13 protein-coding genes and 3 tRNA genes are annotated in these 14,311 nt (G+C 62.5%); 7 read left to right on the top strand and 9 right to left on the bottom strand.

Features of this window, described 5'->3' with window-relative positions; translation table 11 throughout:
- Entirely contained in the window at positions 1-1,116 is a 1,116-nt protein-coding gene (locus ACOJB8_RS11120; RefSeq protein ID WP_475012531.1) for a hypothetical protein, read from the top strand.
- Between the two features lie 32 nt (positions 1,117-1,148).
- Here ACOJB8_RS11120 and ACOJB8_RS11115 read toward each other — a convergent pair whose 3' ends face one another.
- A complete protein-coding gene (locus ACOJB8_RS11115) occupies positions 1,149-1,553 on the bottom strand; it encodes a hypothetical protein (RefSeq protein ID WP_475012529.1) in 405 nt (134 codons plus the stop codon).
- Between ACOJB8_RS11115 and ACOJB8_RS11110 the strand changes: the two genes are divergently transcribed.
- Together ACOJB8_RS11110 and ACOJB8_RS11105 are read left to right on the top strand one after the other, a co-directional pair.
- Positions 1,552-1,911 (top strand): hypothetical protein, encoded by a 360-nt coding sequence (locus tag ACOJB8_RS11110; RefSeq protein ID WP_475012528.1) that lies wholly within the window; start codon positions 1,552-1,554, stop codon positions 1,909-1,911. The genes ACOJB8_RS11115 and ACOJB8_RS11110 overlap by 2 nt on opposite strands.
- Positions 1,908-2,225, top strand: coding sequence for a helix-turn-helix domain-containing protein (locus ACOJB8_RS11105; RefSeq protein ID WP_475012526.1), 318 nt, complete (start codon positions 1,908-1,910; stop codon positions 2,223-2,225). The genes ACOJB8_RS11110 and ACOJB8_RS11105 overlap by 4 nt, the downstream gene beginning before the upstream one ends.
- Before the next feature lie 389 nt (positions 2,226-2,614).
- On the opposite strand, the gene ACOJB8_RS11100 is transcribed toward ACOJB8_RS11105, so the two are convergent.
- The 7 genes from ACOJB8_RS11100 to uvrC form a co-directional block, all read right to left on the bottom strand.
- Positions 2,615-3,808 (bottom strand): tetratricopeptide repeat protein, encoded by a 1,194-nt coding sequence (locus ACOJB8_RS11100; RefSeq protein WP_475012525.1) that lies wholly within the window; start codon positions 3,806-3,808, stop codon positions 2,615-2,617.
- Between the two features lie 50 nt (positions 3,809-3,858).
- On the bottom strand, positions 3,859-5,049 hold the full coding sequence (locus tag ACOJB8_RS11095) for a site-specific integrase (protein ID WP_475012523.1): 1,191 nt from the start codon (positions 5,047-5,049) through the stop codon (positions 3,859-3,861).
- A gap of 176 nt (positions 5,050-5,225) precedes the next feature.
- Positions 5,226-5,299 (bottom strand) — tRNA-Cys (locus tag ACOJB8_RS11090).
- A gap of 126 nt (positions 5,300-5,425) precedes the next feature.
- Positions 5,426-5,501: transfer RNA gene (locus ACOJB8_RS11085), tRNA-Gly, on the bottom strand.
- Between the two features lie 79 nt (positions 5,502-5,580).
- Positions 5,581-5,656, bottom strand: a tRNA-Gly gene (locus tag ACOJB8_RS11080).
- Between the two features lie 187 nt (positions 5,657-5,843).
- Positions 5,844-6,434: a CDP-diacylglycerol--glycerol-3-phosphate 3-phosphatidyltransferase gene (gene pgsA / locus ACOJB8_RS11075; protein WP_042261239.1), complete on the bottom strand. Its 591-nt coding sequence runs from the start codon at positions 6,432-6,434 to the stop codon at positions 5,844-5,846.
- A 122-nt stretch (positions 6,435-6,556) separates the two neighbouring features.
- A complete protein-coding gene (uvrC, locus tag ACOJB8_RS11070) occupies positions 6,557-8,788 on the bottom strand; it encodes an excinuclease ABC subunit UvrC (protein ID WP_475012521.1) in 2,232 nt (743 codons plus the stop codon).
- A 200-nt stretch (positions 8,789-8,988) separates the two neighbouring features.
- Between uvrC and earP the strand changes: the two genes are divergently transcribed.
- From earP to ACOJB8_RS11050, 4 genes are all read left to right on the top strand, one after another.
- Positions 8,989-10,173 (top strand): elongation factor P maturation arginine rhamnosyltransferase EarP, encoded by a 1,185-nt coding sequence (gene earP / locus ACOJB8_RS11065; RefSeq protein WP_475012520.1) that lies wholly within the window; start codon positions 8,989-8,991, stop codon positions 10,171-10,173.
- Between the two features lie 171 nt (positions 10,174-10,344).
- Positions 10,345-10,902 carry an elongation factor P gene (gene efp, locus ACOJB8_RS11060; RefSeq protein ID WP_069262560.1) on the top strand — a complete coding sequence of 186 codons (558 nt, stop codon included), beginning with the start codon at positions 10,345-10,347 and terminating at the stop codon, positions 10,900-10,902.
- Between the two features lie 305 nt (positions 10,903-11,207).
- On the top strand, positions 11,208-11,417 hold the full coding sequence (locus tag ACOJB8_RS11055; RefSeq protein WP_028206671.1) for a CsbD family protein: 210 nt from the start codon (positions 11,208-11,210) through the stop codon (positions 11,415-11,417).
- 335 nt (positions 11,418-11,752) lie between these two features.
- Positions 11,753-13,138 (top strand): sigma-54-dependent transcriptional regulator, encoded by a 1,386-nt coding sequence (locus tag ACOJB8_RS11050; RefSeq protein WP_069262561.1) that lies wholly within the window; start codon positions 11,753-11,755, stop codon positions 13,136-13,138.
- A gap of 89 nt (positions 13,139-13,227) precedes the next feature.
- Here ACOJB8_RS11050 and nagZ read toward each other — a convergent pair whose 3' ends face one another.
- On the bottom strand, positions 13,228-14,268 hold the full coding sequence (gene nagZ, locus ACOJB8_RS11045) for a beta-N-acetylhexosaminidase (RefSeq protein WP_069262562.1): 1,041 nt from the start codon (positions 14,266-14,268) through the stop codon (positions 13,228-13,230).
- Positions 14,269-14,311 lie beyond the last annotated feature (43 nt).

Genomic DNA, 14,311 nt, shown 5'->3' with positions numbered 1-14,311 from the left:
ATGAACCCCCAACAACTCCGAACCATTCACGCGCAGGCATGCGCCGCCGTTGCTCGTATCAATCGCACACTCTCACCCATCGACGATCGGTTCTGGCCTTTGTACTTGAATGCGGTTCTCGCTGCGGTAGACGCGACGCACACACCCGTACCGGATATTGAGCTAGTCCGCGACAAAGTCCGCGGCAACCTCGCAATCCGTATGTGGAAGGCGCACGGTGACGTGCAACCTGGCCGCCACGCGCTCTACACAGGCCCCGTCGCCACGCCCAATGCAGCACAAGCTCTCGTGACCTGTTCGGAAACGCTCCACCAAGCCATTGAGCAGGGCAACCCGCTCGCAGCGGGCGTGGCGTTCGGCTTGGCGCTTCTCGCTCGAGAGCGTGGCTTTTCAGGCCCGGCCAGCCTTTCCGACGCGGACCAAGCGCCGATTGCCGAAGTGGTTTCCGCTTATGGCGACCCGGAGGCGTTCGGAGAGCGCGAACTGGTTGCGCGCGCAGACCTGAGCAAGATCCCGTACGGCACAAAGCTCTACGCCGCTCCCGTCGCCCTTGCTGCGGTAGCGCAGCAACTAGCCGTGAATGCCGACGATCTGGATTTCACGCCCGACGAGCAGCATTCGATCCACGACATGGCGAACATTGGCAAAGCGCTACTGGAGCGCGTCGCGTCGATGTGCCCCGACTATGCGTGGAATGAGTCGCCCACCGAAATTGTGAGCGACCTCATCAATGAGCGCGACGACGCTCGCGCAGACTGCGACCGCATCCGCCACGGTCTCGCGAAGTGGGCCACCGAGCGCTGGAACGCCGAGGTGCGTAATCGGCCTCTCGTCAACTTGCACCGCCGCGCGCTCGACGACACGTGGCGCCAAGTCATTCGCCATTGCGGCGCAGACGACGTGGCGCTGCTCCGGCAGAGGCATGGCGACCTCGTAGCCGCAGATGCGAAACAAGCCGGGCCCGACAGATTGCCGTCCTTATCAGACGTGCATAAACACGCCCAGGATACTGCAAACACCCCCGTTGTCGGAGCAGCACCTGTCGAGCAGAACGAGTCTACACCGGCGCCAGAAAGCGCCCCGTCGGCGGTGGCGCAGCAGGATGGGGATCAATGATGTGCGTGATCCGAGACTATGTGCGCGGCCGTCTACCCTGCAGCGCCGACGCCGTGCGGCTCATCGTCGCCGGACTTGCGCCCATACACCTCGCCAATGCGATCAATCGCGCGCATGACGTCGTCGAAAAATTCGGCCGTCGTGGCCTCCTCCTCTGGCGAGCCCCAAGGAAAATCTTCCGGGTTCTTCTTTCCTTGCGCACGCCGCACTGCGCGGACCGTATCTTCGATGTTGCGGGCCATGGCCCACTTAGTTTCCTCGTTCGGAAACGGGCTGTATTCGTTCTCCATCATCCTTATATCGGCGTGGTCAGCGCGACCTTTAAGGCGTTTGACACCGAGCTGTGGACCAAACACCGCCGAGTCCAAGATTCTTGGTTTGCCAACGTCCACCTGCTGACCGACGGAGGTAACCACGTTCCCATAGGCGGCAACCATGAGTGAGAGCCGCTACGCGAGGATGACGACAAATGGTGTCACGCGGCGAGTTCGAGCCAAAGCAACTTTGCGCGTCGATGCAGTTGCACTGCTCAAGACTACGGGACCGCTGCCGAAGCGACGCATCATGAATACGTTACGCACTGCTCAGAGAACCATTGATGCCGCATTGGCAGAGGCCGAGCGTGCGGGCGAGCTGGAGTACTTCCTCATGCGGAGTTCGCGCGGCCGCATGGATGAATTCTGGTGCATAGCCGGCACTGCCCCGGATCGGCAGAAGTACAGGTTTCGGGGCGCGGAGATTCTTGCCGCTTTTCAGAGGGCCGCCACAGAACTTCAACAGGAAATCACATCATGAGAACGTTCGATCTTCTCGAGTGCGCGGACTTCCTGAAAGTGGATCGCAATAAGGTCTTGACGCTCGCCGGTAGTGGCGAGCTGAGGGGCGCAAAAATCGGGCGAGCGTGGGTGTTCCTCGAGGACGACGTGGTCACGTATCTCCGCAAGCGGATCCAGGAGCAAACGGCTGCGCGACTCCAGGGTTTTCCCGAACCAGAAACAGACGCGAAGGTCGCCCGCGCAATTGCGCGACAGGTTCCGACACCGGACCAACGGCGCCCTGGACGCCGGGCGCGTGCGCTCCCTAGCCTACCGGACGCGATACCTGCTTGACATAGGCCACAAGAAAGCCTAGGCACACGAGATGCTATAAAGTCGAGGAAGTTCTGGAGGCTTGACTTTTTTAGAAACCTTGTTCAACCAAGGGTTGCAAAGCTAATTTGTCGTTGCTACATTGGTCGTGCGGCGATCAAAATGCTTTCGGTTTACGGGGGTCGATTGCCGCGCTACAATCGTCCGTTTGCACGAAACGAACGTGCGATGAAACTGTCGAAGCTATTGAATTCTTGACATATTTTTCTTAATCACGCAAGGCAAGGAGCCAACTATGAAGAATCAAGCTGTCCGCCAAGATATCCGTCCCCGGGCATAAGCCGACATTTCTGCACGTTTTCCGCCGTTTCTTAGCAAAAAGCCCGCGATTCGCGGGCTTTTTGTTTGGATCATTTCACTAGTTCATTGAAACGCGTGGGGTCGCTCGTCCTCAGCCATTGGAAGTCCTCGTCATTCTCTGCGTCTTCCTTCAAATTGGGGTCAAGTTCAACAGCGCGCTTGAGATAGCCAAGTGCGGCTTGTCGATGCTCCCGGCAGCGCTTTTTGTTCCCTAAATCTTCCTCGGCCTTGGCGAGTAGGGAGCAATAACAGCCGGCATTGAACAGCGCTGCTAAATCCTTCTCGTCGTATCTGTCAAGTACGATCTGGACCATCTTGAGTGCGCCCTGATAGTCCCCCTGCCGGCGCAAGATATTGCCCCGCGTGATGAATGCGCGACAAACCACCTTCACATTCAGGTTTTCGGGCTTATCTGTGACCTTGTCCAAGTAAAGACGCCCAAGGTCAAGATAGTCTCGATACTTCGCATTCTTCGAGATATCCGCAGCGGGGTCATGTAGCAAGAAAAGCACCGCGTACAACTCGGCAATCTCCCGCATCACGATGCCATGCGCGGTGTTGATTTCGGCACTGTTGTCCGCGGCATAGCGGACCCTGATGAATTCTTCGTGATCCTTCGTCGCTCGCTCGGCACGCTCATAGGCTGCGTTCGCCCGCTCAACTGCGGCGTTCGCCGTCTGCACGATCTCCTCAGAGCGTTGCTTGGCTACCATGAAAGTATCCAAGCCCTTGAATCCGAGGAAGGCAAGCAGTGCACCAAGCGCAGCAAACAGAGAGAACAGCTTGTCATACGTCTCCTTCATCGCATCAGCGCGATCCTTTGACGAATCGATCGCGAACTTAGCGATGTCAGAGACGGACCTAGCATCGAGCGTGGCCGCTGCGCCGCTGGTGCCAGGTACCGCAGGCGCCGCCACCGGAAGGTTCGCGTTCGGAGCCTTCTCCAGCCCAAACCAATTCGCTGTCATGCTATGCGGAAGAGCAATCAAGCAAACAGTAATTACGATGATCCAGAGCGGCAAAACCGTGGTGAATGCGTTGGACAACTTCCCTGGCTTACGCATAGGCGGCGCAGACTGAACTGCGCTTGAGGCAGCCGGCGGGGTGGACGGCGAACTCGCGGCCGCAGCGGGCGAAGATGTTGCCGCGCCTGGGCTATTTTGACCACTAACAGGGGTTTGCGTACCTGCCGTTGTGTTGGGCTGCGTGCCGCCGGCCGGCGGCGGATTTGATGGCGTATTCATGATCTCTCGCTTTCTTTTTATTCGTACTGCGTCTCGAAACACGGCAGATATTACCAGAGGCGATCCGCTAAATCGCTACCCCGCAGATTCGCATAGCGCATCAAAACCTTGGGGTCTGTATGACCTGTGATTTTGGCTATCTGGATGTCACTTAACGTCGTGCGCTCGTAGAGTCGCGACGTCGCCTCATGACGCAAATCGTGAAACGTCAAATCGGGACAACCTGCTGCATCGAAGATGCGCCCAAACTGGCCGGACATCCGTGACGTCACCTTGTTAAGTACTTTGCGCAGCGGTAATTGGGCTCCGCCTGCGGAGTTCTGCAAAGCTTCCGGCACCCACGGAAAGAGGTAGCCGGTTTCGAAACTGAATCCCCGCATATCGTCCGACTGGTCGCTCACGGCATCAACGTAACGCTCGTACGCGGCCAACGCTACGCTCGTGAGAGGCACTGCTCTCTTGCTGCCATTCTTCGTGCGATCCAAAAACGCCGTCCGTTTGGCGATGTCAAATTGCCCCGTCTCGAGCGTGAACATCTCTCGCAGTCGCATAGCCGATTCAATCGCAAGCTCAAAAAGAAAAGCAAGGGCGGGCTGGTATTGAAGTTCAAAGCTCCGCTCGCGACCATTCGGCTTTCCGCCGTCTATGATTCGGCGGATCTCTCGCTCTTCAGACTGGCTAGGTCTACGGTCACGGTACACATCCTCCTTCGGCGCGAGATCCTGCGAGATCACTGCGACACCGTCTTCCTCCGTATAGGCTGCATATCGTTTAGGGAGCAGCCGCAGTGGATTGACCGCTAGCGCAGGCGTCCCAGTCTTCACGACCCAGTCGAAGCACCTCGCCAACGCACCTACCCTGTGTCGTATCGTCGACGGCGCGAGATTGTCCGCTCGCTTCATGCTTGTCACCCAAGCATCTGCCCACTGGAAGTTGACCTTTGTTAGAGGCTCGCCCTTCCATCTACCGATCATCGTGTTGAGAAGATCGAGATCAGACGCAGGCAAAGACACCTTGCGCATGTAAGCACGTATCGCGTCCTCCACTGTCACGATCTGGTCTTTTTGCGCAACGAGATCTTCGGGCAAGATCCCCGCGTCGAGAAGTTGCTCAAGGCGGGCGACGTATTGATCGCCTTCTTCTTCGGTCTGGAAGGTCAGAGAAAGTGGCTTTGGCAGGACGCCCTTGCGCCGAATGATGTATTCCCACGTCCCGGACGGACGCTTTCTTTTTGTCGACATAGCCCCGTATCCGCAACTCGCCTCGACGGCCAATGAGCCGTTCGACGCGTGGTTGAGCGTGTTTTCAGAGTGGTTACAGAGGGCTTTTTACCACTTTACAGGACGCATTTCCATCGATGGAAATGGTGAGGGAAAAAGAAAAGCCCTGAAAAATCAGGGCTTTTCTTTGTACTACTTGGAGGCGCGAGCCGGAGTCGAACCGGCCTACACGGCTTTGCAGGCCGCTGCATAACCGCTTTGCTATCGCGCCAGAAGCGGACTGACCGGGGTGCGAAACTGCTTACGCTCGCAACGACCGGACAGATTTGTTTGATGGCTTGATACGCTGACCAAAACCTGCCAAACAAAAAGGGAAGCGCTGCTTCCCCTTGGCATTTGGAGCGGGAGACGAGTCTCGAACTCGCGACCTCAACCTTGGCAAGGTTGCGCTCTACCAACTGAGCTACTCCCGCAAATATCCTGCTTTACTGCGACTTTTACTGCTTCGGCACTTCGTTTTTCGTTACTGCAAAAACGCCGCACCTGAAATTCTGGAGCGGGAGACGAGTCTCGAACTCGCGACCTCAACCTTGGCAAGGTTGCGCTCTACCAACTGAGCTACTCCCGCATATTGGCTTCAGATTTCGCCGAATTTTCAACTAACATCGGCCTATCTTCTGCTATCTCCACCGCATCTTCTTACTTGCTACTGCGTCGTGCAGCGGAGAAGTGAGATTATGTATAACCCGCAGAATCGTGTCAACCCCTTCGCATGATCTTTTTGGAAAAGACATAAGGGATTCACAGCACAGGGGTCACAAGCTCCCCCGTTCGCGGATCTGGGGCCACGCGAGCTTCATGTAGTAAAGCATCGACCAGATCGTGAGGAACGCTGCCACGTAGATGAGCCACGCACCCCACACGCGCGAGTCGAACAGCGTTACGCCACCGAGCGTGAGCGGCGCGTAGAACAGCAGCATGGGAATCGCGACCATCTGGCACGCGGTCTTGAACTTGCCGAGCGAATTCACGGCCACGCTCTTCGACGCGCCGATTTGCGCCATCCACTCACGCAGCGCCGAGATGGCGATTTCGCGCCCGACGATCACGAGCGCGATCACGGCGTCGAGACGCTGCAGATGCACGAGCACGAGCAGAGCCGCGGTCACCATGAGCTTGTCCGCGACGGGATCGAGGAATGCGCCGAACGACGAGGTCTGATTCCACTTGCGCGCGAGAAAACCGTCGAACCAGTCGGTGAGCGCCGCCAGCACGAAGAGCAGCATCGCCAGCACGTTCTGCTGCATCGGGGAAAGCATCGTCTGCGGCAGATAGAACACGCCAACCACGAGCGGAATCGCCAGGATCCGCAGCCAGGTCAGGAGAATCGGGATATTGAACGGCATCGGCTGGCGCTATCTGTCGGGGAGATGCAATGATGGGAGATGCAATTGTGCCGCGTCGCCGCACGTGCCACAAGCAACCGTAAGGAATGGCCGGGCCGGACCCGGCCAGCGACGCCGCCGCATCAGTGAAGCTGCTGGTAGATCTGCTCGGCGAGCGAGCGCGAGATGCCCTCCACGCTCGCCAGATCCTCCACGCTCGCCGCCATCACGCCGCGCAGGCCGCCAAAGCGCGCGAGCAGGCGCTGGCGACGCTTCGCCCCCACGCCCTCCAGTTCTTCGAGACGCGAAGTCTGGCGCGTTTTGCCGCGCTTCGCGCGCATGCCCGTGATGGCGAAGCGGTGCGCTTCGTCGCGGATCTGCGCGACGAGCATGAGTGCGGCGCTCTCCTTGCCGAGTTCGAGCGGCGCACGGCCGTCGGCGAACACGAGCGTTTCGAGGCCGACCTTGCGGCCCTCGCCCTTCGCCACGCCCACCAGCATCGCCGGATCGAGACCCAGTTCGGTGAACACCTGGCGCGCAATCTCGACCTGCCCCTTGCCGCCGTCGATCAGCACGATATTGGGCAGCGTGCCGCCGGGCGGCGGGGCTTCGACTGACTCGCTGGCCTCCATGGCTTGCGACGCGGCATCCGGGTCGGCCGGATCGGGCGCAGGCACGGACAGCCCAGGCGCCTCGTCGGCTTCGGCGCGCGCCGCTTGCGCGACCATCTTTTCGTAGCGCCGCGTGAGCACCTGGCGCATGGCGGCGTAGTCGTCGCCGGGCGTGATGCCGGTGATGTTGTAGCGCCGGTATTCGGCCGACTGCATCTTGTGATGGTGATACACCACGCATGAGGCCTGGGTCGCCTCGCCCATCGTGTGGCTGATGTCGAAGCACTCGATGCGCAGGTGCGCGAGGTCGTCCAGCTCGAGCCCGAGCAGTTGCGCGAGCGTGCGCGTGCGGGCCTGCTGCGAGCCCTGCTCGGAGAGCAGACGCGCGAGCGCGAGCCGCGCATTCTGTTCGGCCATGGCAAGCCATGCGCGCTTCTGACCTTGCGGCTGACGCAGCACCGTGACCTTGTGCCCGGCCTGCTCGCTCAGCACGTCCACGAGTTCGCGGTTCGCGGGCGGATGGCTCACCACCAGCACGGGCGGCACACGGTTGCCGAAGTAATGCTGCGCGATGAAGGCGTCGAGCACTTCGGATTCGATGCCGATCTCGCGCTTTCTGCGCGCATCCGCCTGCGGCTCGAGCGCGGGCGTGGCGGTTTCGGCATCGCTTGCCGCGTCGTCATCGTCGTCATCGTCGGCGAGATCGGCCGCGATGGCGAGCGGGTCCGCTTCGAGCGCCGCATCGTCTTGTGCGTCGTCCGCCTGCGCTTCCTCGACGTAGTCCTCCACCGTCTTGCGCGCGAGCGTGGGCAGCGACTTCAGCGCGCTTGCCGCGACCACGGTCTCGCTGTCGATTTCCTCGGCGACGCCGCCCTCCTCGTCGGTCAGCGCACGCTCCACGTGCGCGGGGAAATAAGCCTTGTCGCCCAGATGCCGGCCGCCGCGCACCATCGCGAGATTCACGCAAACGCGCCCGCCCAGCGCCACCACGGCAAGAATGTCGACGTCGCTCTCGCTGCCCGTTTCGATGGCCTGTTGATGCAGCACCGTCGAAAGCGAACTCATCTGGTTGCGCACGGAGGCCGCCTGCTCGAACTTAAGCTCCGAGGCGAACGCGTGCATCTTCGTCTCGAGTTCCTTCATCACCTCGTTCTGACGGCCCAGCAAAAAACGCGATGCGTTGTTCACGTCGCGCGCGTAATCCTCTTCGCTGATGGCGCCCACGCAAGGCGCCGTGCAGCGACCGATCTGATGCAGCAGGCAGGGCCGCGTGCGGTTGTTGAACACCGAGTCCTCGCAGGTGCGCAACTGGAATACGCGCTGCAGGATCTGGATGCTCTCGCGCACCGCCGACGCACTCGGAAACGGCCCGAAGTACTGGTTGTTGCGATCCACCGCGCCGCGGTAGTACGCCATGCGCGGGAACTTGTGCCCGGTGATCTTGAGAAACGGATACGACTTGTCGTCGCGAAAAAGGATGTTGTAGCGCGGTGTGAGCGCCTTGATGAGGTTGTTCTCGAGCAGCAGCGCCTCGGCCTCGGAACGCGTGACCGTGGTTTCGATGCGCGCGATACGCGTGATCATCATCGCGATGCGCGGCGAAAGCTGCGTCTTGGTGAAGTAGCTCGACACGCGCTTTTTCAGGTCGCGCGCCTTGCCGACGTAGAGGACCGCGCCTTGCGCGTCGTAGTAGCGATACACGCCCGGCAGATGCGGCAACTGCGCGAGCGCCTTTTTCGGGTCGAAAACGTCGGTGTCGGTCATCCAGTTTCGGGGACGGGCGGTGCGTCGAGAGAGATGAGACCTGGCCCAGCGCCGCCGTCGCGACGCATTCATGGCTGTGTCCTAGAATCGCAATTTTAGATCATTCCATGCCGCACGGAACCTGCGCCGAACTTGCCGGCCGGGCGTTCTGCACCCGCTTGCTGCATGGCGGTCCCGATTCTCAGCGTCGCCCGCTACCCATGACAGAAGCCCCCACACCCACCACCGTCAGCGCTAGCGCCATTGCCTGCGACCTCTTTTGCGCCGTCATCGACAATTTCGGCGACATCGGCGTGTGCTGGCGGCTCGCACGCCAGCTCGCGCACGAGCACGGCTGGCAGGTGCGCCTCTTCGTCGACGACTTGCACGCGTTTCGCAAGCTCTGCCCCGCGCTCGACCCGAGCCGCGCCACGCAATCGGTCGAAGGCGTGCTCGTCGAGCACTGGCACGCGCCGGAGCATGCGGGCGACACGCTGCAGATCGCCGATGTCGTGATCGAGGCGTTCGCGTGCGAGCTGCCGGGCGTCTACGTCGCGGCGATGGCCGAGCGTGCGCGCAAGCCCGTCTGGCTCAACCTCGAATATCTGAGCGGCGAGGACTGGGTCGCCGACTTTCATCTGCGGCCGTCGCCGCACCCGCGTTACGCGCTCGCCAAGCACTTCTTCTTTCCCGGCCTCGGACCCGGCACGGGGGGCGTGCTCAAGGAGCGCACGCTCGATGCGGCGCGCGCGGACTTCGAGCGCTCACCGGACGAGCGCGCCGCATGGTGGCAGCGCGCCACGGGCGGCCCACCGCCCGGGCCGGAAGCCACCGTGATCTCGCTCTTCGCCTATGAGAATCCCGCCGTCGACGCGCTGCTCGAGCAATGGCGCGACGGCGCGAAGCCGGTGGTCCTGCTCGTGCCGGAGGGCCGCATCTCTGGCGCGCTCGCGCGCTTTTTCGGAGAGCCGGCGTTCGGTGCAGGTTCGCAGGCCACGCGCGGCGCGCTTCGCGCGCACGCGCTGGCGTTCACCGAGCAGCGCGGTTACGACCCCCTGCTCTGGGCGAGCGACCTCAACTTCGTGCGCGGCGAGGACTCGTTCGTGCGCGCCCAATGGGCCGCGCGACCGTTCGTGTGGCACATCTACCCGCAAGCCGACGACGCCCATCTGCCGAAGCTCGACGCCGCGCTCGCGCACTACGGCCGCACGCTGCCGAAGGCACCGCGCGCCGCGCTCGAACGCTTCTGGCATGCGTGGAATGGCCGCGGCACGCCGGACTGGACCGATTTTGCGCAGCATCTGCCCGCCTACGCGGCGCGCGCCAACGCCTGGGCGGCCGAACTCGGGCAGGTTGGCGATCTCGCCGGAAATCTCGCCGAGTTCGCAAAAAGTCAGTTAAAATAAGCGGTTATCCGACGGCAGCCGTCTCAAGCGCTTCGAGTTCCGCGGCCCCCATCGTGCACGCATGAAAGAGGGTCGCAGCAACTGCACCTGCTGCAGCAACCGAATCCGCTTGCGACGTTTGCCGTCGAGCACACTCGAAGCTACTTAATCTGGACAGGACAGTTTTTTACTATGAAGACCGCACAGGAACTCCGCGTCGGCAACGTCGTGATGATCGGTAACGACGCGATGGTCGTGCAGAAGGCCGAATACAACAAGTCGGGCCGCAACGCCGCCGTCGTCAAGATGAAGTTCAAGAACCTGCTGACCGGCGCGGGCATGGAAACCGTGTACAAGGCGGACGACAAGTTCGACGTCGTCGTGCTGGATCGCAAGGAAGTGACGTACTCGTACTTCGCCGACCCGATGTACGTGTTCATGGACGCCGACTACAACCAGTTCGAAGTCGAAGGCGAAATGATGGGCGACGCCCTGAACTACCTCGAAGACGGCATGGCTTGCGAAGTCGTGTTCTACAACGAGAAGGCCATCTCGGTCGAACTGCCGACCGTGCTGGTGCGCGAGATCATCTACACCGAACCGGCCGTCAAGGGCGACACGTCGTCGGGCAAGGTCCTGAAGACCGCCAAGCTGAACACCGGTTTCGAGCTGCAAGTGCCGCTCTTCTGCAACATCGGCGACAAGATCGAAATCGACACGCGTACGAACGAGTACCGCAGCCGCGCCTAACGGCGGGCTGACGACAGCCTCAGGCCGAAAAGGCGCCCGCCCGCTGCCCCAGCGGCAAAAGGCGGACACCGCTATGAAAGCGCCCCCCGGGGCGCTTTTTCTTTTTTTGCCGAACGTGTATGTTTGAGAGTGCTACGGAAAACCTTACCGGTTATGCGCAATGGATTACGTGCTTGCCGCCTTTAGCAGGCAAGCGGCGAGCAAGGGCAGCGCGCACCGGTCAAAGTGACTCCCGCGGCACGATTTCTGCTGTGGGGTGGGAGAGCATGCGTACCACGCTCTTTCCCCTTATCAGGAGAAACACAATGAACAACGACATTGCCGAAGGCAAGTGGAAGCAGTTGATCGGCAAGGCCAAAGCGGCATGGGGCGAGCTGACGGACGACGAACTCGCCAAAGCCGAAGGCCGTGCGGATCGGCTCGCCGGGCTTATCCAGGAACGTTACGGCAAGACGCGTGACGAGGCGGAACTGGAAGTGCGCCGCTGGTTCGACGCGCACCGGCCACGCGACTGACGCACCGTCCACGGCATGGCCGGTACGGACGTCGCCCACTTGCAGGCAAACAGGGGGTTGCACGCATGCCAAAGCGCCTGGCGCTTCGGCTTGCGCTGCTGCTCGGCCCCGCCGGCAGTTCACTGCCCGGCAACGCCGTCGCGCCCCCGTTCTGGCGCAGCACAACTGGGAGGACCGGAACTGAACACCCTGCTACGAGACATCTCCGTGATCTCGGTGAAATCTTTCGCATCGTGCCGCGCTCCCGCGCGCCGCGCGGCTGCCTGCCGGGGCGCACGCGCTACCCGCGCGCGCAGCACCGGCGCGACTGCGCTCATCCGTAAGCCGCTACCGCCATGCCACACGCCCTGATTGTCGAAGACGATCCCAATAGCCTGTCAGGTCTGTCTGCGATCCTGTCGGCCGACGGGTTCTCCGTCGACACCGCTGCCACCCTCGCCGAAGCGCGCGCCGCCCTTGCGCGCTTCATCCCCGACGTCGTACTCGTCGACCTGAACCTGCCCGATGGCGGCGGCCTCGAGTTGCTGCCGCATTTGCCGGCGCAGCCGCCAGGCGGCGCCCTGCCGGTGATCGTGATGACCGGCAACGCCACGGTCGAAAGCGCGATCGAAGGCCTGCGCCACGGCATCTGGGACTATCTGCTCAAGCCCGTCAACATTCCGCGCCTGCGCAGCCTGCTCGCACGCATTCCGCGTCCCTACGAGCTAACCGAGGAGGTCAGCGCGCTGCGCGCGACACTGCGCAAGATGGGCCACTTCGGGCCGATGCTCGGCCGCAGCAGCGCGATCCAGCATGTCTACGACACGCTCGAACAGCTCGCGCCCACCGAAGCGGCGCTGCTCGTGCACGGCGAAGCCGGCACCGGCAAGGAAGTCGCGGCGCGCACGCTGCACCAGCTGAGCCGCCGCCGCAAGGGGCCGTTCATCGTGTGCGACGCCCGCTCGCTCGTGGCCGAAGCGGCCGCGGGCCGGCCGCTGGCGAGCGTGCTGTTCGGCCACGAGCGCGGCGCGTTCACGGGCGCGGAACAGCGCGAGCCGGGTCTCGTCGATCAGGCGAGCGGCGGTACGCTTTTCATCGACGAGCTGACCGACCTGCCGCGTGAGCAGCAGGAAACACTGCTGCGCGCGCTCGATTCTCAGACCTTCATGCGCGTGGGCGGCAACAGCGAGGTAGGCACCGATTTCCGCCTGATCGCGGCCACCCATGCGAACCCGCGCGAAGCCGTCCAGCAGGGTGCACTGCACGAGGATCTCTGGCTGCGCCTCGATGCGGCGGCGATCCAGCTGCCGCCGCTGCGAGAGCGCGACGACGACGCCGCCCTGCTCGCGCTCGCCTGCATCGACGAACTCAATCAGGAGGCCCAGGCGCACGGTCTGGCCGGCGCGACGCGGCTCGTCGCGCCCTCGTTTATCCGCGAGTGCCTCGCGTACGACTGGCCCGGCAACGTCCGCGAACTGCACGAACGCGTGAGGCGCGCGTGGCACGCCTCGGGCGAGGTGCTCGAGACGCTGCAGGCCGAGGAAAGCAGCGGCGCGGGCCCGCGCGAGATGAACGGCGGCCGCGTGCAGGTCACCGTGGGCACGCCGCTCGCCGACGTGGAGGAAATGCTGATCCGCGCGACGCTCGACGCCGTGGGCGGCACGCGGCACCGCGCCGCGTCGCTGCTCGGCATCAGCCCCAAGACGCTCTATAACAAGCTCCAGCGCATGCGGCTCAACTGAATCGGCAAAACCCACGCATGTTGTAAAAAGGCTGTCCTTCGTTTCCGAAGGACAGCCTTTTTCATTCCACCGATGCAGCAATCAGCACATCAAGGCAGCACGCTGCGCAGTAACGCCTGCGCCTCGATGTACCCCGGGTCCGCTACCATCCTGTCCCAGCGCTGCGCCTTGCCGCGCGCGCGCATGCGCTTGATGCGCAGCCCCGAAGCCTTGGGCGCGCGGCGCGGCTCCATCGTACGCAACGCGTCGAGCACCTTCCCGGCTTCGTGCGGTTGGTTGCAGATCAGCACCATGTCGCAACCCGCTTCGAGCGCGGCGCGCGCGCCCTCGGTGAGCGTACCGCCCTGGCGCGCGGCCTCCATCGAGAGGTCGTCGCTGAAGATCGCGCCCGTGAAGCGCAAGCGCTTGCGCAGCACTTCCTCGACCCAGATGCGCGAGAAGCCCGCGGGCTTCGCATCGACCTTCGGATAAATCACGTGCCCCGGCATCACCGCCGTGAGCGAGAGACCGAGCCAGTCGTAAGGCTGTGCGTCTTCGCCGAGGATCGCTTCGAGCGGACGCTCGTCGACGGGCACCGCGACGTGCGAGTCCGCCGTCGCGAAGCCATGCCCCGGGAAATGCTTGCCGCAATTGGCCATGCCCGCAAGGGATAGCCCGTGATTGAGACTCTTGGCGAGCAGCGTGACGACCCGCGGATCGCGATGGAACGCGCGATCGCCGACCACCTTCGACTGGCCGTAGCCGAGATCGAGCACCGGCGTGAACGAGAGATCGATGCCGCACGCGCGCAACTCGCTCGCGAGGATATAGCCCACCGCCGTCGCGAGCTTGGTGGCGAGCAGCACATCCTTGTCCCACAAGGCGCCGAGGCGCCCCATGGCGGGCAGCACGGTGAAGCCGTCGGTGCGAAAGCGCTGCACGCGGCCGCCTTCGTGGTCGACGGCGATCAGCAGGTCCTCGCGCACCGAGCGGATGGCGTCGGTCAGCGCAACGAGCTGCGCGCGGTTCTCGTAGTGACGCGCGAACAGGATCACGCCGCCCGTCATCGGGTGTGCGAGGCGACGCACGTCGTCGTCGTTCAGCGTGGTGCCGACCACGTCGAGCATGACTGGCCCGGGATTATTCTTCATCGATGAGTTTTGCGTAGATGCCGCGCAACGCACGGCGAAAGAT

The organism is Paraburkholderia sp. BR10141, assembly GCF_056155635.1.
Note: the sequence above shows the minus strand (reverse complement) of the source record. Positions and strands in the feature narration are given on the sequence as shown.

Bases quoted from the DNA above. Each gene is read 5' to 3' on its own strand.
- ACOJB8_RS11120 (WP_475012531.1), top strand. From the start codon at position 1: ATGAACCCCCAACAACTCCGAACCATTCACGCGCAGGCATGCGCCGCC.
- ACOJB8_RS11110 (WP_475012528.1), top strand. From the start codon at position 1,552: ATGAGTGAGAGCCGCTACGCGAGGATGACGACAAATGGTGTCACGCGG.
- ACOJB8_RS11115 (WP_475012529.1), bottom strand. From the start codon at position 1,553: ATGGTTGCCGCCTATGGGAACGTGGTTACCTCCGTCGGTCAGCAGGTG.
- ACOJB8_RS11105 (WP_475012526.1), top strand. From the start codon at position 1,908: ATGAGAACGTTCGATCTTCTCGAGTGCGCGGACTTCCTGAAAGTGGAT.
- ACOJB8_RS11100 (WP_475012525.1), bottom strand. From the start codon at position 3,808: ATGAATACGCCATCAAATCCGCCGCCGGCCGGCGGCACGCAGCCCAAC.
- ACOJB8_RS11095 (WP_475012523.1), bottom strand. From the start codon at position 5,049: ATGTCGACAAAAAGAAAGCGTCCGTCCGGGACGTGGGAATACATCATT.
- pgsA (WP_042261239.1), bottom strand. From the start codon at position 6,434: ATGCCGTTCAATATCCCGATTCTCCTGACCTGGCTGCGGATCCTGGCG.
- uvrC (WP_475012521.1), bottom strand. From the start codon at position 8,788: ATGACCGACACCGACGTTTTCGACCCGAAAAAGGCGCTCGCGCAGTTG.
- earP (WP_475012520.1), top strand. From the start codon at position 8,989: ATGACAGAAGCCCCCACACCCACCACCGTCAGCGCTAGCGCCATTGCC.
- efp (WP_069262560.1), top strand. From the start codon at position 10,345: ATGAAGACCGCACAGGAACTCCGCGTCGGCAACGTCGTGATGATCGGT.
- ACOJB8_RS11055 (WP_028206671.1), top strand. From the start codon at position 11,208: ATGAACAACGACATTGCCGAAGGCAAGTGGAAGCAGTTGATCGGCAAG.
- ACOJB8_RS11050 (WP_069262561.1), top strand. From the start codon at position 11,753: ATGCCACACGCCCTGATTGTCGAAGACGATCCCAATAGCCTGTCAGGT.
- nagZ (WP_069262562.1), bottom strand. From the start codon at position 14,268: ATGAAGAATAATCCCGGGCCAGTCATGCTCGACGTGGTCGGCACCACG.